Origin of the sequence: Xaviernesmea oryzae, assembly GCF_900109605.1 — a bacterium.
Classification (GTDB): Bacteria; Pseudomonadota; Alphaproteobacteria; order Rhizobiales; family Rhizobiaceae; genus Xaviernesmea; species Xaviernesmea oryzae.
Genome location: NZ_FOAM01000002.1, coordinates 1 through 22,613, shown reverse-complemented (window position 1 = coordinate 22,613; position 22,613 = coordinate 1). Strand labels below are relative to the sequence as shown.

General features: G+C 64.3%; 22 protein-coding genes. 9 read left to right on the top strand and 13 right to left on the bottom strand.

Annotated elements, in window-relative coordinates; translation table 11 throughout:
• Positions 1-54 precede the first annotated feature (54 nt).
• Positions 55-2,178, top strand: coding sequence for a DNA topoisomerase IV subunit B (gene parE / locus BMX61_RS01850; protein WP_075627844.1), 2,124 nt, complete (start codon positions 55-57; stop codon positions 2,176-2,178).
• 50 nt (positions 2,179-2,228) lie between these two features.
• Here the strand turns inward: parE and BMX61_RS01845 are convergent, their stop codons facing one another.
• Entirely contained in the window at positions 2,229-2,681 is a 453-nt protein-coding gene (locus BMX61_RS01845; RefSeq protein ID WP_075627845.1) for a bleomycin resistance protein, read from the bottom strand.
• A gap of 273 nt (positions 2,682-2,954) precedes the next feature.
• Here BMX61_RS01845 and BMX61_RS01840 point away from each other — a divergent pair, with 273 nt between their 5' ends.
• Positions 2,955-4,082 carry an NAD(P)/FAD-dependent oxidoreductase gene (locus BMX61_RS01840; protein ID WP_075627846.1) on the top strand — a complete coding sequence of 376 codons (1,128 nt, stop codon included), beginning with the start codon at positions 2,955-2,957 and terminating at the stop codon, positions 4,080-4,082.
• Between the two features lie 63 nt (positions 4,083-4,145).
• On the opposite strand, the gene BMX61_RS01835 is transcribed toward BMX61_RS01840, so the two are convergent.
• Both BMX61_RS01835 and BMX61_RS01830 read right to left on the bottom strand, forming a co-directional pair.
• Entirely contained in the window at positions 4,146-5,867 is a 1,722-nt protein-coding gene (locus BMX61_RS01835) for an ABC transporter ATP-binding protein (protein ID WP_075627847.1), read from the bottom strand.
• 267 nt (positions 5,868-6,134) lie between these two features.
• The gene (locus BMX61_RS01830) at positions 6,135-6,596 is read right to left on the bottom strand and encodes a GNAT family N-acetyltransferase (protein WP_075627848.1); all 462 of its coding nucleotides are present in this window, start codon (positions 6,594-6,596) and stop codon (positions 6,135-6,137) included.
• 301 nt (positions 6,597-6,897) lie between these two features.
• On the opposite strand from BMX61_RS01830, the gene BMX61_RS01825 reads away from it, so the two are divergent.
• A complete protein-coding gene (locus BMX61_RS01825) occupies positions 6,898-7,437 on the top strand; it encodes a hypothetical protein (protein WP_075627849.1) in 540 nt (179 codons plus the stop codon).
• 93 nt (positions 7,438-7,530) lie between these two features.
• Here BMX61_RS01825 and BMX61_RS01820 read toward each other — a convergent pair whose 3' ends face one another.
• Together BMX61_RS01820 and BMX61_RS01815 are read right to left on the bottom strand one after the other, a co-directional pair.
• Complete coding sequence (locus BMX61_RS01820) at positions 7,531-8,562, bottom strand: NAD-dependent epimerase/dehydratase family protein (protein ID WP_075627850.1); 1,032 nt, start codon at positions 8,560-8,562, stop codon at positions 7,531-7,533.
• Between the two features lie 54 nt (positions 8,563-8,616).
• A complete protein-coding gene (locus BMX61_RS01815; protein WP_092742279.1) occupies positions 8,617-9,741 on the bottom strand; it encodes a DUF2336 domain-containing protein in 1,125 nt (374 codons plus the stop codon).
• Positions 9,742-9,810: 69 nt separating this feature from the next.
• On the opposite strand from BMX61_RS01815, the gene BMX61_RS01810 reads away from it, so the two are divergent.
• Entirely contained in the window at positions 9,811-10,683 is an 873-nt protein-coding gene (locus BMX61_RS01810; protein ID WP_075627852.1) for a hypothetical protein, read from the top strand.
• A gap of 6 nt (positions 10,684-10,689) precedes the next feature.
• Here the strand turns inward: BMX61_RS01810 and BMX61_RS01805 are convergent, their stop codons facing one another.
• Both BMX61_RS01805 and BMX61_RS01800 read right to left on the bottom strand, forming a co-directional pair.
• The gene (locus tag BMX61_RS01805; protein WP_075627900.1) at positions 10,690-11,295 is read right to left on the bottom strand and encodes a flavin reductase family protein; all 606 of its coding nucleotides are present in this window, start codon (positions 11,293-11,295) and stop codon (positions 10,690-10,692) included.
• On the bottom strand, positions 11,295-11,891 hold the full coding sequence (locus BMX61_RS01800) for a nitroreductase family protein (protein ID WP_075627853.1): 597 nt from the start codon (positions 11,889-11,891) through the stop codon (positions 11,295-11,297). The genes BMX61_RS01805 and BMX61_RS01800 overlap by 1 nt, the downstream gene beginning before the upstream one ends.
• 143 nt (positions 11,892-12,034) lie before the next feature.
• Here BMX61_RS01800 and BMX61_RS01795 point away from each other — a divergent pair, with 143 nt between their 5' ends.
• Positions 12,035-13,126 (top strand): hypothetical protein, encoded by a 1,092-nt coding sequence (locus tag BMX61_RS01795; RefSeq protein ID WP_234794571.1) that lies wholly within the window; start codon positions 12,035-12,037, stop codon positions 13,124-13,126.
• Positions 13,127-13,144: 18 nt separating this feature from the next.
• On the opposite strand, the gene BMX61_RS01790 is transcribed toward BMX61_RS01795, so the two are convergent.
• The 5 genes from BMX61_RS01790 to BMX61_RS01770 form a co-directional block, all read right to left on the bottom strand.
• On the bottom strand, positions 13,145-14,008 hold the full coding sequence (locus BMX61_RS01790) for a lysophospholipid acyltransferase family protein (RefSeq protein ID WP_075627854.1): 864 nt from the start codon (positions 14,006-14,008) through the stop codon (positions 13,145-13,147).
• Between the two features lie 165 nt (positions 14,009-14,173).
• A complete protein-coding gene (gene thrS / locus BMX61_RS01785; protein WP_075627855.1) occupies positions 14,174-16,156 on the bottom strand; it encodes a threonine--tRNA ligase in 1,983 nt (660 codons plus the stop codon).
• 194 nt (positions 16,157-16,350) lie between these two features.
• Entirely contained in the window at positions 16,351-17,571 is a 1,221-nt protein-coding gene (locus BMX61_RS01780) for a D-alanyl-D-alanine carboxypeptidase (RefSeq protein ID WP_075627902.1), read from the bottom strand.
• A 266-nt stretch (positions 17,572-17,837) separates the two neighbouring features.
• A complete protein-coding gene (gene yidD, locus BMX61_RS01775; protein ID WP_075627856.1) occupies positions 17,838-18,245 on the bottom strand; it encodes a membrane protein insertion efficiency factor YidD in 408 nt (135 codons plus the stop codon).
• A 74-nt stretch (positions 18,246-18,319) separates the two neighbouring features.
• Positions 18,320-18,763: an iron-sulfur cluster assembly scaffold protein gene (locus BMX61_RS01770; RefSeq protein ID WP_075627903.1), complete on the bottom strand. Its 444-nt coding sequence runs from the start codon at positions 18,761-18,763 to the stop codon at positions 18,320-18,322.
• A 359-nt stretch (positions 18,764-19,122) separates the two neighbouring features.
• Here BMX61_RS01770 and folE point away from each other — a divergent pair, with 359 nt between their 5' ends.
• From folE to BMX61_RS01755, 3 genes are all read left to right on the top strand, one after another.
• The gene (gene folE, locus BMX61_RS01765; protein WP_075627857.1) at positions 19,123-19,740 is read left to right on the top strand and encodes a GTP cyclohydrolase I FolE; all 618 of its coding nucleotides are present in this window, start codon (positions 19,123-19,125) and stop codon (positions 19,738-19,740) included.
• Between the two features lie 57 nt (positions 19,741-19,797).
• Positions 19,798-20,250: a phosphoribosyl-AMP cyclohydrolase gene (hisI, locus tag BMX61_RS01760; protein ID WP_075627904.1), complete on the top strand. Its 453-nt coding sequence runs from the start codon at positions 19,798-19,800 to the stop codon at positions 20,248-20,250.
• A gap of 337 nt (positions 20,251-20,587) precedes the next feature.
• Entirely contained in the window at positions 20,588-21,535 is a 948-nt protein-coding gene (locus BMX61_RS01755; RefSeq protein ID WP_083639450.1) for a patatin-like phospholipase family protein, read from the top strand.
• A 144-nt stretch (positions 21,536-21,679) separates the two neighbouring features.
• On the opposite strand, the gene BMX61_RS01750 is transcribed toward BMX61_RS01755, so the two are convergent.
• Entirely contained in the window at positions 21,680-22,105 is a 426-nt protein-coding gene (locus tag BMX61_RS01750) for a CBS domain-containing protein (RefSeq protein WP_075627858.1), read from the bottom strand.
• Positions 22,106-22,351: 246 nt separating this feature from the next.
• Here BMX61_RS01750 and BMX61_RS01745 point away from each other — a divergent pair.
• Positions 22,352-22,613 (top strand): helix-turn-helix domain-containing protein (locus BMX61_RS01745; protein WP_139198859.1); only part of this gene is annotated, 262 nt, incomplete at its 3' end.

Genomic DNA, 22,613 nt, shown 5'->3' with positions numbered 1-22,613 from the left:
CGTCCGTCGCAAGACTTGCGACGCCTTTTCCTAAAACACGATCCGACGAGTTCCATGGACGACAGCAAAGATCTCTTCTCGCGCATGACACCGTCTGCGTCCGCGCCCCGCGCGGCCTCGAAGGCGGCCGCTCAGCCGGCGCAAGAGCCCGCGGCCGCCGCCCAGCCGGCCGCAACGCCGCACCCTGCCCCAGCATCGGCAGCGCCTCCAAAGGCTGCGCCGTCCCTGCCGCCCGTCAAGTCGGGCGATGGCGAGGACTACGGCGCCTCGGCCATCCGGGTTCTGGAAGGGCTGGAGCCGGTGCGTATGCGGCCGGGCATGTACATCGGCGGGACGGACGAGAAGGCTTTGCACCATCTCTTCGCCGAAGTCATCGACAATTCGATGGACGAGGCCGTGGCCGGCCACGCGAATTTCATCGACGTGCATCTGGATGCCGAGGGTTTCCTGACGGTCACCGACAACGGTCGCGGTATTCCTGTGGAAAACCATCCGCAGGTGCCCGGCAAATCGACGCTCGAAGTGATCATGACCGTGCTGCATGCGGGCGGCAAATTCGACGGCAAGGCCTATGAGACCTCAGGTGGCCTGCATGGCGTCGGCATCTCCGTCGTCAATGCGCTGTCGGATCTGGTCGAGGTGGAGGTCGCGCGCAACCGCAAGCTCTACCGCCAGCGCTTTTCGCGAGGGCTGCCGCTCGGCGGGCTGGAAGAGCTGGGCGACGTGCAGAACCGGCGCGGCACACGCGTGCGCTTCCGCCCCGATCACCAAATCTTCGGCCCAGCCGCCAAGTTCGACCCTGGCCGAATCTTCCGCATGGCACGCTCCAAGGCCTATCTGTTCGGTGGGGTAGAGATCCGCTGGTCCTGCGATGGCGCGCTTGTCGCCGGCACCGATATTCCGGAAAAGGCCGTCTTCCATTTCCCCGGCGGGCTGAAGGACTATCTGGCCGCCACGCTGGGCAAGGAATTCACCGTTACGCGGGAGATCTTCTCCGGCAAGACCGAGCGTCCCGGCGGCCATGGCTCGCTGGAATGGGCGGTGACCTGGTATGGTGGCGATCCGCAGCTGCATTCCTATTGCAACACGATTCCCACCGCCGAGGGCGGTACGCATGAGGCGGGCTTTCGCATCGCCCTGACCAAGGGGCTGAAGGCCTATGCCGAGCTGACGCAGAACAAGCGCGCGGCCGCGATCACCACCGACGACGTGATGATCTCCGCCGTCGGCATGCTTTCGATCTTCATTCGCGAACCGGAATTCGTCGGACAGACCAAGGACAAGCTGGCCACCGTCGAGGCGCAGCGCATTGTCGAAAATGCGATCCGCGATCCTTTCGATCATTATCTCGCGGGCAATCCGGCCGAAGCTGCCAAGCTGCTCGACTGGGTGATCGAGCGTGCCGAAGAGCGGCTGCGCCGGCGCAAGGAAAAGGAAGTCAACCGCAAGAGCGCGGTGCGCAAACTGCGCCTGCCGGGCAAGCTGGCCGATTGCACACAGAACACCGCCGAGGGCGCGGAACTGTTCCTGGTCGAAGGCGATTCGGCCGGCGGCTCCGCCAAGCAGGCGCGCAACCGCGCCAACCAGGCCATCCTTCCCTTGCGCGGCAAGATCCTCAACGTCGCCAGCGCCGGTCGCGAAAAACTTTCGGCCAATCAGCAGCTCGCCGATCTCGTGCAGGCGCTTGGCTGCGGCACACGGTCGAAATACCGTCAGGAAGATCTGCGCTATGACCGCGTGATCATCATGACCGATGCCGATGTCGACGGCGCGCATATCGCTTCGCTGCTGATCACCTTCTTCTATCAGGAGATGCCGGAGCTGGTGCGTGGGGGCCATCTCTATCTCGCCGTGCCGCCGCTCTACCGCCTGACCCAAGGATCGAAAACGCTGTATGCCCGGGACGATGCGCATCGCGTCGAGCTTCTGAAGCGCGAATTCAAGGGCAAGGCCAAGGTCGATATCGGGCGGTTCAAGGGCTTGGGCGAAATGATGCCGGCCCAGCTCAAGGAAACCACTATGGACCCCGCGCATCGCACGCTGCTGAAGGTCGCGATCGACGAGATCGATTTCGAAGGCACGCGCGAGGCGGTGGACAATCTCATGGGCACCAAGGCCGACGCCCGCTTCCGCTTCATCCAGGAGCGCGCCGCCTTCGCTGACAATCTGGATATCTGACGGCTCTCGCTGGAAGCGATTGCAGAAATACATGCGGGGCCGCGCCGCCGTCAGGATGGGGACGGCAGATCAGGACACGCGATAGCCGGCCGCGCGCCAAGCTCCTCGTATAAGCGCAGGAGGTAGCCGTCGGGATCGGCGATGACGACTTGACGCTGCCCGCTTTCCATCCCGCCGCCAATCGCGTACCAGCGCTCCTCCGGCGTGACGATATAAGCGACGCCCTTTGCCTCGAGCGCCACGCAGATCGGGGCAAGCGCGGTGGCTCGGATCTGTAGATTGACGCCACGCCCGAGCGGGCCGCGAAGGTCGGCGAGACCGGCATCGAAATCCCGCCCCAGGCCGATCTGGTCGATCATCAGTGCCGCCCCCTCCCGCTCCAGAAATGCGAAGCCTTCCGCCTCACGCGCGTAGCGACAGGAAAATCCGAGGCATTCGCAATAGAAGCGCAGGCTCGCCTGCCAATCGCGTACGCTGAGTTCGGGCACAAGCACGTTTGACATGCTAGAAGATCCTCCAGGTGCGAGTCGGCACTATGCATGCAGCACGGCTCTGTGTGGATAGGACGGATCGAAACGACTCATTGCGGTCATGCCATCATCCGCCAAGAGAATTGCGAGCGAATGGCTGGCCGGGCAGCGTTTCGATGCGTGGGGACAGGATGCGAGCGTGCCGGATCGTAAGCCGGAATGCGGCTCTTCCGACGCCCGGCCCAACGCTTCACATGCCGTCGGGACAAAAAAGACGCTGGGCAATCGGGCGCCAAAGGGGGGAGCATGACGACATTCGATTGCGATGCGGTGGTGGTGGGAGCCGGCGTCGTCGGACTGGCCATTGCCCGGCGGCTTGCTCTGGCAGGGCTGGAGACGCTGGTGATCGAGCGCGAAGGCGCGATCGGCATGGGCACGTCCTCGCGCAATTCCGAGGTCATTCATGCAGGGCTCTACTATCCGCCGGGCTCGCTGAAGGCGCGTCTCTGCCGCGAAGGGCGTGAACGGCTCTATGCTTATTGCGAGGCGCGCGGCGTCGGCGCGCGCCGGGTCGGCAAGTTGGTTCTTGCCGCCACCGCCGACGAGGTCGCCAAGCTGGAAGCGATCATGGCGACGGCGAAAGCCAATGGCGTCAACGACCTCCAGCGCCTGACGCGGGAAGAGGTGGCTGCGCTCGAACCGGCGCTCGCCTGTCATGCCGCCTTTCTCTCGCCCTCCACCGGCATCATCGATACGCACGGCCTGATGCTGGCCCTGCAAGGCGATCTGGAAGAGGCCGCTGGCACCGTCGCCTTCCATGCGCCCGTTGCCGAGGCGCGGCCGGAGGATGGTGGCTTTACCATCGTCACCGGCGGTGCGGACGCAACCGAGATCCGAACGCGCCTGCTCGTCAATGCCGCCGGCCATGGCGCGCCACGGCTGGCTGCTTCGATCCATGGCGAACCGGCAGCCCAAGCGCCGCGCCAATGGTTTGCCAAGGGCAATTATGTCTCGCTGATCGGGCGCCAGCCCTTTTCGCGCCTCGTCTATCCGCTGCCCGATGCCGCCGGTCTCGGCATTCACGCGACGCTGGACCTCGCGGGACGCTGCCGCTTCGGCCCCGATGTGGAGTGGGTGGAGCATGAGGACGATCTGGAGGTGTCTCCCACCCGCCTCCCCATCTTCGAAGCGGCGATCCGGCGCTACTGGCCGGCGCTGCCATCGGGCGCGCTACAGCCGGACTATGCCGGCATCAGGCCGAAGCTGCACGGACCCGGCAGCCCGATGCCGGACTTCCGTGTCGATGGACCGGAAATGCATGGGCTTTCGGGGCTGGTGCAGCTCTTCGGCATCGAGAGCCCGGGGCTGACGTCGAGCCTGGCCTTGGCCGACCTTGTGGCAGACCGGCTTGGTCTTCCGGCCATTGCGCTCTGAGCACCTCGTTTCAGAACGCCCTGCCCTCAAACACATCGTATCCCGGCTTATATGTGACAGGCGTCAGGCCGCCCCGCCGAACTGCGCCTCATAGAGCCGGCTGTAAGGCCCACGCGCGGCAAGGAGTTCGCCATGCGGCCCTGCCTCGGCAATGCCGCCGCGATCGACCACGACGATGCGCGCAGCATCGCGGATGGTGGCAAGCCGGTGGGCGATGATGAGGGTGGTCCGCCCGCGCGCCAGCTCGTTCAGCGATTGCTGGATCGCCCGCTCCGTCTCGGTGTCGAGCGCCGACGTTGCCTCGTCGAGAATGAGGATCGCCGGATTCTTCAGGAACATGCGGGCGATTGCGAGCCGCTGCTTCTGCCCGCCCGACAGCTTGACGCCGCGCTCGCCGATCACCGTATCCAAGCCCTCGGGCATGGCGGCGATCACGCTTTCCAGCCGCGCGCGCCGGGCTGCGTCCAGGATCTCCCCCTCGCTCGCGCCCAGCCGCCCATAGGCGATGTTCTCGCGGATCGTGCCGCCAAAGAGGAAGACGTCCTGCTGCACGATGCCGATCTGGCTGCGCAGCGAGGCGAGCGTCATGTCGCGAATATCGATCCCGTCGATGGTGATCGCGCCGCCTGTCACGTCATAAAAGCGCGGCAGCAGCGAGCAGAGCGTCGATTTTCCCGCTCCGGAGGGCCCGACAAAAGCGATGGTCTCGCCCGGCTCGATCTCAAGGTTGATCTGCTCAAGCACGCGCGCCTGCGGGCCATAGCCAAAGGACACGTCGCGATAGGTGATGCGCCCAGTCAGGGTGGGCGCGGCGATCGCGCCCGGACGATCGGCAATATCGGGCGCGGTCTCCATCAGTTCGGTAAAGCGGCGAAAGCCGGCAATGCCTTTGGGATAGGTCTCGATCACCGAATTGATCTTTTCCACCGGCCGGAAGAAGACACCGACGAGCAGAAGGAAGCTGACGAAGCCGCCATTCGACAGCTCACCGCGCAGCACCAGCCAGGCGCCGGCGATCATCACGATCATCTGGATCAGCCGCATGCTCATATAGCTGAGCGAGGTGGAGGCGGCCATGATCTTGTAGGCTTCCAGCTTGGTGCGGCGATAGTTCTGGTTGTCCTTTTCGAACAGTGCCTTTTCATGCGCCTCGTTGGCGAAGGCCTGGACGACGCGGATGCCGCCGACATTCTCCTCGATGCGGGCGTTGAAATCGCCGACCCGCCCGTAGAGCGCGCGGAAATTGCGCGTCATCCGTCCGCCGTAGCGGCTGGTGACCCAGGCTGTCGCCGGCACCACAGCGGCCGTCAGCAGCGCCAGCTTCCAGTTGACCGACAGCATCAGCAGGAATGCGCCGATGAAGGTCATGATGGCGATGAACAGATCCTCCGGCCCGTGATGGGCGACCTCGCCGATCTCCTCGAGATCCTTGGTTAGCCGGCCGATCAGATGGCCGGTCTTTTCATTGTCGAAATAGCGGAAGGAAAGCTTCTGCACGTGCTCGAAGGCAAGCCGGCGCATATCGGTCTCGATATTGATGCCCAGCATATGGCCCCAATAGGTCACCGTCGCCATCAGTCCTGTGTTCAGCACATAGATGATCAGAAGGCCGACCGAGGCGGCCAGAATGACCGGCCAGGCGCCGGATGGCAGGAGGTCATCGACGAAGAGCTTGACCGCCATGGGAAAGCCAAGCTCCAGCAGGCCGGAAAGCACGGCACAGCTGAAATCGAGAAGGAACAGGCCGCGATAGGGCCGATAGAACGCGAAAAACCGACGCAGCATCGGCAATCTCCCATGGCAGGGGCCGGGCGGGATGCGGAGCGACCTGGCTGAAATGCCCGGTCAGCGGATGGGACAGGCGGAGGCAATGCCATTGCGTCTCCAAGGCGCCGGTGTGACATCCGGCGCCCTCGATCCTGCGGCCCCTCCTGCCATGGATCGCCACCCCCGCCAAGCCGAAAGCAGGCAGCGCCACTCATGATTTGCCTGGGCCGTGCCGCCAAAGGCACAGCGCGTCACGCGCCCATCGTCCGCGCAGTGCCGGACGTCTCATCCAACCAGGCGCCGCTCCATGAAGAGGCTCAGCGGATCGGGCCTGTAGTTGCCGAAAGGCTCGATATCGACGAAGCCGGCCGAACGATAGAGCGCAATGGCCTCGGGCTGGTAGATACCGGTCTCCAGGCGCAAAGCCACAAGTCCAGCAGCCTGCGCGTCCGCGACCAGCCTGTCGAGCAGCCGCCGGCCAATCTTCAGGCCGCGCGCCGTTTCGTGCACGAACATCCGCTTGATCTCCGCCGTGCCATCGCCCGCCGCCACCATGGCGCAGCAACCGACGATCCGGCCCTGATGCCGGGCAACGAGGAAGCGGACCTCCGGCTTTTCCAGGCTGGCGAGATCGACCATATGATTGCTTTCGGCCGGATAGAGGGCAGCAGCATAAGCATCCGAAAGGGCCAGCAGCGCCTCGATCTCTTGTTGGCGTGGAGGCTCCTGCGCGATCTCGACCGTCATCCCATATACCCTCATATTTATGTGTTTTTACATAGACTTGTCGCGGATGCCGAAGCCGTCCCATGAGGCGGCGACAGGCGCGGCGGCTTGCCCTTTGCCTGTTCCTGCCCCAAGCAGGCAGCGCGCGCAAGCCCGATGCTTGGCATCGTCTATTGCTCAAAAAGGGGGCTTCGTCAGAGTGTTGTCGGGGACAGCTCAGAAGTCGAGTCTGGCTGCCAAATTACCTTGGGGCCTGGATGCCGCCTAATTTAGGACAGAGGAGCGGTTTAGGCCGAAGGCTTACCGCGACGGAGAGACATCCATGATTTCGGGCGCCATGATCGTCATGACCATCCTCGGCTGTGACGATGCAGTCACCTCCTGCCACTATGTCGAAACCGTCAAAGGCAGTTGGGCTTCCATTTCGGCCTGCGACAGCCATTCGCAGGCTGTGCTGCCGCGTTTCACCAAGGTGAAATATCCGGTCATTGTCGCCATGTGCGAAAAGCAGGGCGAAGGCGTTGCCGCCACCCTGCCGGGCGCCCTGCCGCAGCCGGCGGAAAAGGGCGCACAGGTTGAGTTTCCTGTGCCCGATGCCGCCAAGCCACTGGCGAGGGCCGAAGCACCGATGACGGGCCAACCCAAAGCGCCGGCCCAAACCGACGCACGCACCACGCTCGACCAGATCGAGCCCGCACCTGCGCCCCCCGAGGGAAGCGGGCTGATGGCCATTCCTACCCGCGCCTATGATTTCATCCGCAATCGGCTGCCCGGACGGGAACAGGTTCGCGATGTGCTGACCGCGCCGGTGCACTACGTCTCCGACAGCTATTCCTGGGTGGCGCGCCGCATCGTGCCCTGATCACGAGCCACGCAAGGACTACGGCGAGTTCGCGCATCGGCGCGGAGAGCTCTGAGAGATGGGGAAAAATCGCTGCTGGCCAATCAAGGCCAGCTAACGAATGAGGCCCGCCGCCACCAGGCTTTGCGCGGCGGCCAGCACCGCCTCTTCCGGCGGACGGGGGCGCCAGCCAAGCAGACGCTCGGCCTTTTCGCTCGATACACGCGCGTCTCGCCCGAGTTCGCCTGCGATGAGGCGGAGATTCGCGTCGAAGGGCGCTGCGAGCCGAGCGAGCCAATTGGGCAGGACGAGGCGGGGAACGCGACCGGCATGGTCCGGCAGGTTCTTGCGCAGGATCGTTGCGATATCGCTCAGGCTCAAGACCGGGCCGCCGGCAATGAAGCGCTCACCTATGGCGCAGTCGGCTTCCAATGCCAGGCGATGCAGCAATGCGACATCGCGCACATCAACCACGGAGACCGAAAATTTCGGGACAGCCGGATAGCGGCCGGCCAAAAGCCTGCGCACGATATCGAGCGACGTTCCCGGCGCGGAGCCGAGCAGCGGGCCGAGGATGAAAGCCGGATTGATCGTCGTCAGCGCCAGCGCATGGCGCTGAGCGAAATCCCAGGCGGCGCGCTCGGCCAGCGTCTTTGAGCGATAATAGGCTGTGGTCAATGGACCATCGGGGTCGGTCCAATCCGCCTCGGTGAAAGGCGCGTGGCCAGGGCCATAATTCGTGGCGGCGATCGAGGAAGTCAGCACCACCCTACGCACCCCGGCATCGGCCGCCGCTTTGAGCACGCGGCGTGTGCCGTCGCGGGCCGGTGCGATGAGGCCTTGCGGGTCGGCAGGCAGGCGGGATGGAAAGGGCGAGGCGGCATGAATGAGCGCCGTCGCGCCCATCATTGCTTCCGGCCAGCCATCGTCTGCCAGAAGATCCGCGGCACGAAAGTCCAACGCCCCAGTGTCGGTTCCGGATGCCGCAATGGCGCCTGAGATTTGAGGCGCACGGCTGAGGTCGCGCAGCGTCCCGCGAACCGCGTAGCCGGCTTCGAGAAAGACCTTGGTCAGATGATGCCCCAGAAAGCCGCCGATTCCGGTGACGACCACGAGATTCCGGCTGCCGCTTTCCGTCACGCGCATAAGCCCGTCCCCTTTGCGTTCCGTCAGTGGCTGGCGCCAGAGAGCGCTCTTTCCTCAGGCGGCGTCGCGGGCAGCACTGCGGGCCTGGCGGCGACGCTCGGCAATATCGAGCTTCTCGATGATTTCGGCAAGACCGGGGGCAATGGCGCCCTGCCCGCCGAGATCGCGCAGCCGCGCCAGCAGGCGCTGGGGCACGGTTTCGGTCGGCTCCCGCCGCTGCTGGCCTTCGCGCCGCCAGAGCATGACGGCGCTGGCATAGAGCCCGCTGACGTCGCGGCCAAGGCCGGCTCTTTCGATCATGGCACGCACGGCATGGCCGCTGCCACCGGACAGAATCGCCCGCACCTGGCTTTCGCCGATGCCCGTCAGGCACACCATGGCCTCGGCAAAGAGTTCGCCCTTGCCGGCGCAGAGAGCCTGCAGAAGAAAGAGCGGGGTCAGGCGGGCGCGCAGGCGCAAATGTTCGACAAGGCGGACCATCTCGCCCGGCGGCACGGCCTCGCTGAGGCTGACCGTCGCGCCATCGCAGGCCTCACGCGCAAGACGCCGCGCACGCTCCTCGCCGAGCACGTGCGCCACCAGCCCGAAGCCGGACAGTGCATCTGCCACCTCCTCCATCAGCCGCGTGCGCACCGTGGCCGGCAGATCGCCGCGCTCCAGCAGAGCGCCGCGAATTGCGGCATGGGCCGCGAAGCGCTCGGCAATGCGCGACAGCGTGCGGGCGGAAAGGCGCGCCTGCCGGTTGTCGATCAGAATAGCGATCTCCACCTCACCGCCAATTTCGGCGATTGCCGCCGCCAAGGGCGGGTTCACCGGCGCTCGTGCTGCGATCAGGGCACGGATCTCCACCGTTCCTCGCGCCACGAGGTCGACCAGATCGGCGTCGGTCAGCACGGGCGAGCGCGCGATTACCGTATAGGCCGTTTCCGTGCGGTCTTCGGCAAGCGGAAGAATGAGCGCGCGTGGGGCACGCGGGCAATCGGCCAGCGCTTCAGCAAGCGCTTGGCGCACCTGCGGCGCCGGATCGTCCAGTAGCAGGCTCATGGCCGTTTCGGCTGCATTGTAATCGAAATTGGCTTGGCTGCCCGTCGTATAGGCACGCGCGAGGGCCGCAGCCGCCCGGGCACGGTCCGAAACGGAGGCCTGTTCCACCCATCGAAGAAATGCCTGTATGATCACGTGCGACCACCCCATTCGACGGATGCCTGCCGGGCATCCTGACCTCGTTTGAGCAGAAGCTATCCTTCAATGGTTTACGATTGGTTCACCATGTTTTTGCGCTCGGCGCCTTTGCCGAGCCTGCCGACCTTGCAGCCAAGCAGTGCGCTGCCCGCCGGCAGCGGGCCCGTGCTGGTGGCGAGCCTCGACGGTCTGCCAGTCGAGCTTACAGCTGCAACTGCCGGCAATCGCCCGCTGATCCTCGCATCGAGCGCAGAGACCTTCGAGACCGCGCCAGACCTTCTGGGCAGGCTGAGGCCGGCCGCAATCCTTCTGCGCGACGCTCTGCCGGCGCAGGTGCAGCGCCTGGACGTCGCCTTGCGTGTGGCGGAAGCGGTCTGTGGCCTGGACCAAGACGAAACCGCAATCCTCGCCGAGCTCAGTGGCGTCCCTTCCGCCTTCCGCCATAGTCGCGGCTATGGCGAACTTTCGGCGCGCATGCTGGCGCTGGTGCTTGATGAGGCTGCGCTGATGCGGCGGGTGCGCGGCGCGCAGTGGGCTCAACCGGACGATGGGCCGGGTGAGCGGCCGGTCGGGCGGCACACACCGTGCGATTCCCCTCTGACGGACTCTTGCACGCGCGGAGAGATGATCATTGCCGAAAGCACCCAGCTCACCGGGCAGCGCGCCCTGGAAGCGGGTCTATCCCCGCGAACCGAAGGCGAGCGCCGACAGGCAGATCGGAGCGATGACTGGCTTAAAGGAAGCAATGTGATCGATCTTGGCGGCACAGTTGGAGACGAGCCAGCCTATCTCATGCTGGCCCGCGGCCAGACGGTTATGCTGGCGGCGGAGGCTGGCCTGCCGGCGCTTTTGCACGTCACGGCCAGCGCGTCCGCCGACAATGCCCAGCATGTGCGGGAACGCGCCTTACGCGATGGCTTTCGCGCTCTGATCAGCTGACCGGCTTCAGGCGCTGGTGGGGCGGATCATCTCAAAGACATCGCCGCCGTCACAATAGTCGCGATAGCCGAGGCGGGCGATCGGGCGCACCGTCGCCATATCGAAACGGCCATCGACAATGGCCTCCTCGCGAATGTGAATGCCGATGACCTGGCCGATCACCACGTAATTCTCCGAGGCCACGCCATCGAGGTCTTTCGGCTGGAACATCTCCGTCACCCGGCATTCCAGGGCTGCGAAAGCTTCGCCGACGAAGGGCGCTGAGACCAGGTGACCCGTCACCGGCGTGAGCCCTGCCAGCTCGAACTCGCTGACGCCGCGCGCGGCCGGCGCCGAGGTCTCGTTCATTGCATGCATCAGGCTGCGGCTGACGAAGCTCGTGGTGAAGACCCCGGTTTCCTCGATATTCGACACCGAGTCCTTGTGGCCCGAGGATGAGAACATCACCAGTTTCGGCACATCGGAAATGGCGTTGAAGAAGGAATAGGGCGCCAGATTGAGGCGCCCATCCGCTGCATGGGAGCCGATCCAACCGATCGGCCGCGGCGAGACGATCGCCTTGAACGGATCATGTGCGAGGCCGTGACGGTTGTCTGCGGTTCCGTAGAACATCATGCGGTTCCAACTTCGTCGTCGCCGACCCAGGTCACGATCTCGGCCAGTTCGGGACGGGGCCGCTCGAAAGGGGGGACCTGCGCCGTGCCGATATGGATGAAGCCAGCGACCTTTTCCTCTGATTTCACACCCAGAAGTTCGAGCGCCGCCGGATCGAAGGCGACCCATTCGGAGAGCCAGTTGGCGGAATAACCCAGTGCATTGGCAGCCATGAGCAGATTGAGGCAGACGGCGCCAGCGGACATGACCTGCTCCCATTCCGGGATCTTCACATGCGGCGCGGCGCGGCTGATGACGGCCACCACGGTCGGCGCCCGGGTGAAGCGGGTCCGCTCGACCTTGATCATCTCGTCGGAAAGATCCGGCTTGGCTGCGAGCGCCAGCGCCAGCAGGCGCTCGCCCAGTTCCTCGCGCACCGCGCCGCGATAGACGATGAACCGCCAGGGAGCGAGCTTGCCGTGATCGGGGACGCGGGACGCAAGCGTCAGCATCTCCTCGACCTCCGCGCGCGATGGGCCCGGCTCGCCGAGTTGAAAGGCGGGGATGGAGCGGCGCGTGGAGAGATAATCCCTGAGGCTGAAATCGGTTTTCATCAATTCGGCTTTCGTTTAGGTTCTTCCGGACGCTGTCTCCGGGCAGTTCGTTTCACCAAGGCTGAAGCGGCCATCAGGCAGCCACGAAGAGGCCATAACGGATCTCACGTGAAGCCACCACGACAAGAAGTCAACGTCTGACGATGCGCATCCTCCTCGCCCGCGATTCTGCCTCCGTGCGCCCGGCGCCCTTCCCAGCCGTGCGCCTGGCGCTCGCGCTCGGCATGCTCCTGGCGTTCCATCCGGCGCAAGCGCAGGATCTGCGCACCACCTTGCCGCTGGGCGAGGCGATCCCTCAGCAGGTGCCGCCGGTCGCGCCGACCGATCCGTTCAAAAGCTTTCCCTCGGTCTCCACACCGCAGAAAATGCCGAAGCTCAACAGCTTCTCGACGATGAACCCCGAGCGGCCCGCTGCCCCCGTGTCCAAGGATGTCAAGCTGCGCGCGTTGTTGAAGCAGAAGGGCGATCCGGTCGAACAGGGGCTGGTCTGGCGCGTCTTCAGCCCGGTTCCGGGATCGGATGGCAAGCTGCCGCTATTGGCCACCTCGCAAGGCGGCTCTGCGGATTTTCAGCTCATTCCAGGCGAATATTTCGTCAATGTCGCCTTTGGCCGCGCCGGCGCGACGCGCAAGATCCGCGTGCCTGAAAACGGCGAGGCCGAAAGCCAGACGCTGGTGCTCGATGCCGGCGGCGTCATGCTCAACGCGGTATCGGGGCCCGATACCAAGATCCCGCGCACCGAGCTGAGCTTTTCGATCTTCTCATCGGAAGTGAAGGACGATGGCGAGCGGCCGCTCGTGGTTGCCGACGTCAAGCCGGAGACCGTGGTGCGCCTGCCGAGCGGCACCTATCACGTGGTTTCCAACTACGGCAGCGTCAATGCGGTGATCCGTGCCGATATCCAAATCGAAGCCGGCAAGCTGACCGAGGCGACGATCCAGCACAAGGCTGCCAAGCTGACGCTGAAGCTGGTGGCCGAGCCCGGCGGCGAGGCCATCGCCGACACCGCCTGGTCGATCCTCACCGGCTCAGGCGACGTCGTCAGCGAAAGCGTTGGCGCCTTCCCGACCCTCGTCCTGGCCGAAGGCACCTATACGGCGGTGGCCCGCAACAAGGACAAGATCTACCAGCGCGACTTTACGGTGACGGCCGGGCTCAATAGCGATGTCGAGGTCTATCTCGACGAGAAGGAAAACGCCGAGGCCTCGGCCAAGGCTGCACGCGCCGAGGATTGAGGCAGGCGACGAATGCGCCTATGCGCGCTTGGTGGCGCGCCGCTTCAGCCCGAGGCGACGGCGGCGCGGCGTTTGGCGGCGCAAGGCGAAAACCGCGTCGAAAATCCGTGCCAGCAGATCCTTGCGGTCGGTTACCGAAGCGAGTGACGTCCATGGCAGCACCGGCCCGATCCGCGCCTCGATCGTTCTGCCGGATAGCCGGCGAAATTCGCGAATGAGAAGCGACAGGCGCAGCGTCAGCGAAATTTTGCTGACCAGATGAAACAGCCGGCCATTCTGCCCCTCGAAATAGACGGGGATGACGCTTGCTTGCGCGGCCTGGACCAGCTTGGCCGGAAACATCTTCCACGGCAGATCCTCCGCCCGGCCAAAGCCGCGCCGCGCCGTTGCCACGCCGCCGGCAGGAAAGATCACGATGGTCGTGCCTTCTTTGAGAAGCTTAACCGCCTCGTGGCGGGTGCGCATGTTGAGCGCCAGCGCTTCGCGGCTTTCTTCGAAGGACACCGGCAGGGCATAGGGCGCCATCTCGGCGATCTTCAAGAGGTCGTTGTGGATCAGCACGCGGAAGGGACGCCCGAGCCTTTCGGCAAGCGAGAGAATGGCAATGCCGTCGCCAATGCCGAAGGGATGGTTGGCGACGATGACGAGCGGCGTGTCCGGCAGGTCGCGCGGTGGCCATTCGCCTTCCACCTTCAGGCCGATATCGACCATGGCCAGCATGTCGCCGAAGACCTGGTCGCTGCGCCCCACGACTTCACTGCGCCAGCGGCCATAGATGCGGGCATAGCGGTCGCGCCCGCCCAGTCCCTCCACCGTGCGGATGAACCAGCGCTTCAGCCGGCGGTCGCTGTCATTGGCGTAGGAGAGTTCCTTGAAATGCACCGGCCTCGCGTCCCCTGCTCCTGCGCATGCTCTGGCATTTTCGTCATCGCATCGCCTATGGCGATGAGATCAGTCTCATCAGACTAGACGGGAAAGATGTCGGCAGCTTGCCGCCCCTGTTGAAAAAGGGGCGCGGCCATCGGCCACGCCCTTCAAACGATCGCCTTAACCGGCCTTGCGCGCAGCGCGCTTGCGCAGCACGTCCGGCGGGGTCGCTTCCTCGATCAGGCTCGCCAGCGCCTCGTCCAGCGCCATCGGCGTCTGGGCCTGACTTCCGAGCCGGCGGATGTTGACCGAACGCTCCTCGGCCTCCTTGCGTCCGCAGACCAGGATCACCGGAACCTTGGTCACCGAGTGCTCGCGGACCTTGTAGTTGATCTTCTCGTTGCGGAAGTCGGTCTCGACCGTGAGGCCCGCCTCGCGCAGCATCTCGGCCACTTCTTGGCCATAGGCATCGGCCTCGGAGGTGATCGTCGCCACCACGACCTGCACCGGCGCGAACCAGAGCGGCATATGCCCGGCGAAGTTCTCGATGAGAATGCCGAGGAAGCGCTCCATCGAGCCGCAAATGGCCCGGTGGATCATCACCGGCTGGGTCTTTTCCGAATTGCTGTCGATGTAGAAGGCGCCGAAGCGTTCCGGCAGGTTGAAGTCCACCTGCGTGGTGCCGCATTGCCATTCGCGGCCGATGGCGTCCTTCAGCGTATATTCGAATTTCGGTCCGTAGAAGGCGCCCTCGCCCGGCAGAATGCCGGTCTTGATGCGGCCGCCGGATTGCGCCTCGATGGTCTTCAGCACCTCCATCATCACGCTTTCGGCGCGATCCCAGAGTGCGTCCGAGCCGACACGCTTTTCCGGCCGGGTGGAGAGCTTGACGACGACTTCCTTGAAGCCGAAATCCTCATAGACCGACAGGATCAGCGCGTTGATGCGCAGGCATTCCTCAGCGAGCTGTTCGTCCGTGCAGAAGACATGCGCATCGTCCTGAGTGAAGCCGCGCACGCGCATCAGGCCATGCAGCGCGCCCGAGGGCTCGTAGCGATGGACATTGCCGAATTCCGCAAGCCGGATCGGCAGTTCGCGGTAGGACTTCAGGCCGTGCTTGAAGATCTGCACATGGCCGGGGCAGTTCATCGGCTTCAGCGCGAAGACGCGTTCGTCATCGGTTTCGTCGCCTGCGACGGTGACCTTGAACATGTTGTCGCGATACCAACCCCAATGGCCCGAGGTTTCCCACAGCGACTTGTCGAGCACCTGCGGCGCATTGACCTCCTGATAGGTGCCGGCGAGCCGTCGGCGCATATAGGCGACCAGCGTCTGGAACATGCGCCAGCCCTTGCCATGCCAGAAGACGACGCCGGGACCTTCCTCCTGGAAATGGAAGAGATCCATTTCACGGCCAAGACGGCGATGGTCGCGCTTCTCGGCTTCGGCCAGGATGTTGAGATACTGGTCGAGTTCTTCCTGCGTGCGCCAAGCGGTGCCGTAGATACGGGTCAGCATCGGATTGTTGCTGTCGCCGCGCCAATAGGCGCCGGCCACCTTCATCAGTTTGAAGGCCGTACCGATCTGGCCGGTGGAGGCCATATGCGGCCCACGGCAGAGGTCGAACCAGTCGCCCTGGTAATAGATCTTCAGGTCCTGGCCTTCGGGGATCGCATCGACCAGCTCGACCTTGAAGGCCTCACCCTTGTCGGCGAAAACCTGGCGCGCCTTGTCGCGCGGCCAGACTTGCTTTGTGAAGGCCTTGTTGCGCTGGATGATCTCCTTCATCCGCTTTTCGATCTTGGGAAGATCGTCGGGCGTGAAGGGCTCGTTCTTGGCGAAATCGTAATAAAAGCCGTTCTCGATCACCGGGCCGATGGTGACCTGCGTGCCGGGCCAAAGCTCCTGCACGGCCTCGGCCATCACATGGGCGGCGTCATGGCGGATGAGTTCGAGCGCGCGGTCATCCTCGCGGGTGACGATTTCGATCCGGCCTTCGCTCACCGGGTCCGCGAGATCGACGACCGTGCCGTCGAGTGCGATCGCAATCGCCTTTTTGGCGAGCGATTTGGAGATGGATTCGGCAACCTCGCGGCCGGTCGTGCCGGCGGCGTAAGAGCGAACGGAGCCATCAGGAAATGTCAGGGAAACGGCGTCAGCCATGGGTCTCTCCTATCCAGTCCCGCCAACGAATGCGGGTGGGTGCTATCAGGCCGCGCGGGCGCGCGGCGAACGCGTTCTGATAGGGCTTTTCCGGCACGGAGGCAAGAAAGCCGGGCGCGCCTGCGTGGATCAGCATCAGCCTGAAACAAGCTTGCGCGACGCGCACGGACAAAGACTGAAGGGCTTAAGACGCCTTACTGGCTGGCGCCGACAGGCAGGCACGCCATATGCTGGCGTTTCAGCAGCGCGCAAGCCATGCGTGCCTCGGTCGGGCCGCCCGAACCGGTAAAGCGGACGCGGTAGAGCGCCTTGCGACCGTGATGCTCTTCCACCAGTCGGCCCTCGGCGCTGCGATTGACCTTGAGGAAAAGACCGTCGACCCGAACTTTCAGCGATTCGGCGGTCTTACGATTAGGGCTCGCGCCCACCTGGATCTGCCATATCGGCTGCGTGGCGACGGGCAGTCCGCCATCGCCCTGCTCGATTTCGGCCTGGTTGATGATGTCGGCCACGTCCACCGGCCGATCGGCCGGCGCGGGGGCCTTGACCTCGGCGGCCTCGGCAAGCGGTGTTGGCGTGCTGGCCGTTCTGGCCTTTGCGACGACCACACTTTTCTCCTGGGAGAAGCGGTTGAGCAATGTCGCCATCTGCCGGTCTCGCGCCACGGCCGTGCGCCCGCCCAGCACCACGCCGATCAGGCGATGGGACGGCGTGCTAAGCGACGAGACGAGATTGTAGCCGGCCGCGTCGGTATAGCCGGTCTTGATGCCATCGACACCGGCATAGCGATACATCAGATTGTTATGGCCATGCAGCACGCGGCCGCGAAAGACTGTCGTTCGTTGGGCAAACAACGCATATTCGGCTGGAAAGTCGCGCTTCAGCGCCAGGCCCAGCCGCGCCATGTCCTGCGCGGTGGTCACCTGCGTTGCCTTGGCGGTGAGCCCGGATGGCGTCGCGAAGACCGTGTTCTGCATGCCGAGCTGGCGGCCCTTGCGGGTCATCAGCGCCGCAAAGCCCGATTCGCTGCCACCCAGACGCTCACCGACCGCGGTTGCCGCATCGTTGGCGGAGATGACGATCATGCCGTTGACGGCTTCGCGCACCGTCAGCGAACTGCCGGCCTTCACGTTCAATTTCATGCGCACCTTCGAAGCGGCATTGGCGGAGACGGGGATCTTGTCATCCCAGTGCAGATGGCCGTCACGCAGGGCCTCGAAGGTGAGATAGAGCGTCATCATCTTGGCCAGCGACGCCGGCGGACGAAGCGTGCGCCCGCCCGATTCACCGAGGAACTGGCCGGACGAAACGTCGAGCACCGCCCAGGTGGTCTCGGCAGAGGCGGCGTTTGCCTGCAGCACTCCGGCCAGAACGAGCAGGCCCGTCGCTGCGACGCGCGCAGCCTTCAACAGCATCAACATAGTCCGGCCTCAATACGACGAAAACAAGTGAGCGGCACGCTGTCGCGCCATCGTGACGGACCCGGGGCAAAGCGCTACGTGCGCTGGCTGCTCCTCCGGAAAATCCAGAAACGATATGAACGACTTCTTAACCGCGGCGCAAGTGGTTTCACAGTGGATACGGCGAGCCGCGTTCCGCAGCTCTCCGTCCGGGCTTTCAGGTCTGGCACCATCATACAGGCGATGAAGCGCGCAGTGCGGCGGCATCCTGCTGTCGAGGATCACGTCGCCCCGGCCCGCCAATAGCGCCAGGGCGTCCACCAGTGAAACCGCGCATCGAGATGGTCCGGCACGGGATCGAGGCCGGTCGTTCCACCAGGGCCGCAACGGGCAACGCGAAAGAGCGCCAGCCAGCCACCTGGCCAGAGTCCATGCCGAGCAATGGCCTCATAGCCATATTCGGAACAGGTCGGAATATGGCGGCAGCCATGGCCGACGAAGCCGGAGAGGGTCAACTGATAAAAGCGGATGAGGCCAAGCCCGGCCAGGCGCCCCGGCGTGCGGGCAAATGGGCCGCGCCAGTTGCGGCTGAAGCGATGGGGTGCGACAGGTGGCGGTGTGTGCCGCTCAGCCTTGCCGACGCGCTGATCGCCTTTCGGCGCGGGATCAGGGCTGCATGCAGTGCACATCGATGTTCCTTGTCCGTGATGCGCCGGCAAGAGGCGCAGGCGCCACCCTCCCGGTTCGCGCAGTCATGGCCGGCTCATTCGGCCGCTGCCCGGCGCGCGTCGATCTGGTCGAGACAATCGACCACGGCGTCGAAGGTCAGCATGGTCGAGGCGTGACGGGCCTTGAAGTCCTTGACCGGCTTCAGCACGCGCATCTCCTCGAAACGTCCCTCCGGGCCCTCGCCCTCTTCCTTCAGCATGGCCAGCATGGCCAAGCGCGCAGCCCTCAGCTCCTCGACGCTGGCACCGACGACGTTTTTGGCCATGATGGCAGACGAGGCCTGGCCGAGCGCACAGGCCTTTACCTCCTGTGCGAAATCGCTGACCCGGCCCGCCTCCATCTTCAGATAGACCTTCACCTTGGAGCCGCAGAGACGCGAATGGGCCTGAGCGGCGGCATCCGCATCGTCCAGCCGGCCAAGGCGGCCGACATTGCCGGCATAGTCCAAGATGCGGCTGCTATAGATATCGTCCATCATCATTGTCTCGATCGCCCTCCTCCCCGCCAAGGACCAGACCGGCTTTCGGTGGTCGATTGCGGAGAATTTTCCGTATCATGGCGCAAAAAAGCGAATGGCGTGCGCACATCGCTCTTTCGACAAAAGCTCGACGACATTATATGGTAGCCATCGCGAGGGCGGCAATCCGCCCGAGGAGGCGATTATCAGCCGTCCCGGCTGCCGGATTGTAGCCAGCGGGCAGCGGATGAAACGCAAGCGACGCCCTGGCAATCAGGACGGTTGGGTCTGGTGTCAGCCTTCTATGCCGAAGGCGGCAAGAGGACGAAACGTGTCGGACAGAGCCAGGCGCTATGGACTGCCGCGCCTAAGGAACCAGCATGGACGCCATCATCAAGAGTTTTCCCGCGCCGTCAGGCGTTGACGATCGGCCGACCCAGAAGGAAGCCGAGGATGCGGTGCGCGTCCTCCTGCGCTGGGCAGGCGAGGATCCCGACCGCGAAGGTTTGAGGGACACACCGGCGCGCGTGGCCAAATCCTATCGTGAGCTTTTTTCCGGCTATGATCTGGCCGCGGAAGACGTGCTTGGGCGCACCTTCGAAGAGGTGTCTGGCTATGACGATATGGTGCTCGTCAAGGACATTCCGTTCTTCTCCCATTGCGAGCATCACATGGTTCCGATTATCGGCCATGCCCATGTCGCCTACCTGCCGCAGGGCCGCGTTCTCGGCCTGTCGAAGATTGCCCGCGTGGTCGATATTTTCGGCCGCCGGCTGCAGACGCAGGAAAGCATGACGGCGCAGATCGCCGCCGCGATTGACGATACGCTGCGTCCGCGCGGCGTGGCCGTGATGATCGAGGCCGAACATCTGTGCATGGCCATGCGCGGCGTGCAGAAACAGGGCGCGACCACGCTGACGACGACCTTTACCGGGGTCTTCAAAAGCGATCCGGCTGAGCAGGCGCGTTTCATGACCTTCCTGCGCACCCAGCGCTGATCCGTGCGCGGCGGCCCACGCCGCCTCGCCTTCCCCTCCCGCATCTCCGGCCTGCCCATGTCATCTTCCGTGTCCGCCATTCCCTTTGCCTTCAGCGCGCCGCCTGCCGACGAGCATGCGCTCGAAGAGGGCGAGGTGTTTACGCCGCGCTTTGGCACCGATGGCCTGATCACCGCCATCGTGACCGATGCCGAAGACGGGGCGCTGCTGATGGTCGCGCATATGAATGCGCAGGCGCTTGGCCTCACCCTCTCGACCGGCATTGCCCATTACTGGAGCCGCTCGCGCAGCGCGCTGTGGAAGAAGGGCGAGACCTCCGGCAATCTGCAGAGCGTTGTCGAGCTGCGCACCGATTGCGATCAGGATGCGCTGTGGCTCAAGGTCCGCGTTGCGGGCAACGGCCCGACATGCCACACCGGTCGCAGATCGTGCTTCTATCGCACCGTCACATTGCAAGACGGTGCGCCGCTGCTCCTCGGCGACGGGCTGGAACCGCATAGCCACGATTGATCGGCCAGGCTTGGTCGGATCGAATGCCAGGCAGGGTCTGACCGATTTGCATCTCCAGGGAATGCCGTCTCACATGTCGCCTTCGCAGAGGCCGTGAACAGAACGTCAATTCTCTCATGCTTTACTGACGGGGGTTCAAAAGATCGTTTGCTCCTGAGGCGTATGCCTCCGGCCTGCCTTAACGCTGCCATCTCCTGCGTCATCATGAAGACGAGGCGGCCAGCGGGTTGCCGCGCAGCAACGGGTTGCCGCGCAGCGGCGGACCGGGCCCGGTTGAGGCATCCTCTGAGGGGAAGGATGCGCAGCCTCTCTGTTTACTGGGGGTGGGGAGATGCGGATGCTGGATTGGAATTTCCTGCGCATGCCCGCAGCCAACGGCCATTCGGCCAGAGGCGCCGGCGAGCCGGTGCTTCCCGAACCCAAGCGCAAGAAAGCCAAGATCGCGCTGGCACTGGGCGGCGGCGCGGCCCGGGGCTGGGCCCATATCGGCGTCCTACGGGCGCTGGACGAGGAAGGCATCGAAGTCGGCATGATCGCGGGCACCTCGATCGGGGCCCTGGTCGGTGGCTGTTATCTCGCCGGCAAACTCGACGAACTCGAAAGCTTTGCCCGCTCGCTCACCATGCGCCGTATTGCCAGCATGCTGGATTTCGCGATCGGTGGTGGCGGCCTGTTTGGCGGCCTCCGGCTGACCAAGCGCATGCAGGAACATATGGCCGACCTGACCATCGAAAGCCTGGGGCGCCCTTTCGTCGCCGTGGCCTGCGAAATCCAGACAGGTCACGAGGTCTGGATCGGCGAAGGTTCGCTGATCACCGCGCTTCGCGCCTCCTATGCCCTTCCGGGCATTTTCGAGCCGGTCAAATGCGCCGGGCGGACATTGGTCGATGGCGCGATCGTCAATCCCGTGCCGGTCGCCGTTTGTCGCGCCTATGAGCAGCCGCTCGTGGTGGCCGTCAACCTGAATTACGATCTCTATGGACGCTCTGCCGTCATCAAGCTGAAGGCCAGCCATCCGCCGACGACTACACCGGGGCCGAGCGAGGAACCGGTCTCTCGCCTCGGTGTCACCAGCGTCATGGTCCAGGCCTTCAACATCATCCAGGACCGCATATCGCGGGCACGCCTGGCGGGCGATCCGCCCGATCTCTCGCTCCATCCACGGCTCAACGATATCGGCCTGTCGGAATTTCACCGTGCAGGCGAGGCGATCGACCGTGGCTATCTGGAAGCACGCGCCCGCATCGCGGATTTGAAGCGTCTCCAGGACGTGGTCTTGCGCTGAGCCTGACAAGCGCGCGCAATGCGCAAAAAGCGCGCCTCGATCTCGCAAGCATCGTGCGTCTTTCACAACGCACGATGCTGCCTTGCTTTCACATCTACAGTATCACTGCTGCCGGGTTCAGGACAGGACGCAGGATATCGACGATCAGCCGGCGATATAGGCTTTGATCTGCTCGGTCTCGCCTTCGATCATGCGGATATGATTGCGCACCGCGTCGCCGATCGAGACAATGCCGATCAGCCGCCCATTGCGCTCCACCGGCAAATGCCGGGCTCGGTGGCGATTCATGGTTTCCATCAGCTGGTGAATGCCGGTCGTCTCCGTGCACAGATGCACCTCGCGCGACATCAGCCTGGACACCGGCAGGTCGAGCGCCTGAGCCCCATAACGGGCAATGGCGCCGACCACGTCGCGCTCGGCCAGAACGCCGACGATCGCTTCGGCATCCAGCACGACCACCGCGCCGATGCGATGCTCATGCAGCAGTGCCGCCGCCTCCTTCAGCGACACATCCGGCGCGACGGTGACGACGCGACGGCCCTTTTCATCGAGGATGGTCTTCACAGACATTCGAAACCTCCCGTTTTCGGTGACTGACGACGGCGATGGTGCGCCTTGCAGGCCGCGAAAGCAAGCGGAAGGTCAACAATAGGTTACCGCGATAGGATGCAGTGCAACCGTCTCGTGCCGCAACGCATCGAACCGCCTGTCCGGTCCGAGCTACGTCTAGCTGTGAGCTTTCAGGAGGTTGTCCATTCGGGGCTGATCGAGGAGACTGGAGTTACCACACCTCAGTTCCTGGATCGCAGGCCCCGAATGAACATCCATAAGAATGCCCGACTGACGCCTTTGCGTCGAGAAGAAATGGCGCGTCTGGTGCTGGCTGGCATGCCGGTTTCCCAGGCCGCGCGCATGTTTGGCGTCTGCGCCAAGATCATCAGGCGCTGGACCGAGCGCTTCCGGCAAGGCGGCCGGGACGCCATGATCGACCGCTCGTCGCGACCCCATGCAAGCCCCAGGATGACCGGTCAGGCGCTGGCGGAGCGCATTGTCACGCTTCGCCGCCAGCGCCTGACCG